This window comes from Trinickia sp. EG282A (assembly GCF_040965455.1).
Taxonomy (GTDB): domain Bacteria; phylum Pseudomonadota; class Gammaproteobacteria; order Burkholderiales; family Burkholderiaceae; genus Trinickia; species Trinickia symbiotica.
Window position 1 is genome coordinate 1 of record NZ_JBFRCC010000054.1, and the last position, 255, is coordinate 255.

The 255-nt window shown below is 63.1% G+C and carries 1 rRNA gene; it reads left to right on the forward strand.

The features are described from left to right. Positions 1-255: ribosomal RNA gene (locus AB4Y31_RS31880) — 16S ribosomal RNA — on the forward strand; the annotation flags it as partial.

Genomic DNA, 255 nt, shown 5'->3' on the forward strand with positions numbered 1-255 from the left:
TGCAAGTCGGACGGCAGCGCGGGCTTCGGCCTGGCGGCGAGTGGCGAACGGGTGAGTAAGACATCGGAACGTGTCCTGGAGTGGGGGATAGCCCGGCGAAAGCCGGATTAATACCGCATACGCTCTACGGAGGAAAGCGGGGGATCGCAAGACCTCGCGCTCAAGGGGCGGCCGATGGCGGATTAGCTAGTTGGTGGGGTAAAGGCCTACCAAGGCGACGATCCGTAGCTGGTCTGAGAGGACGACCAGCCACAC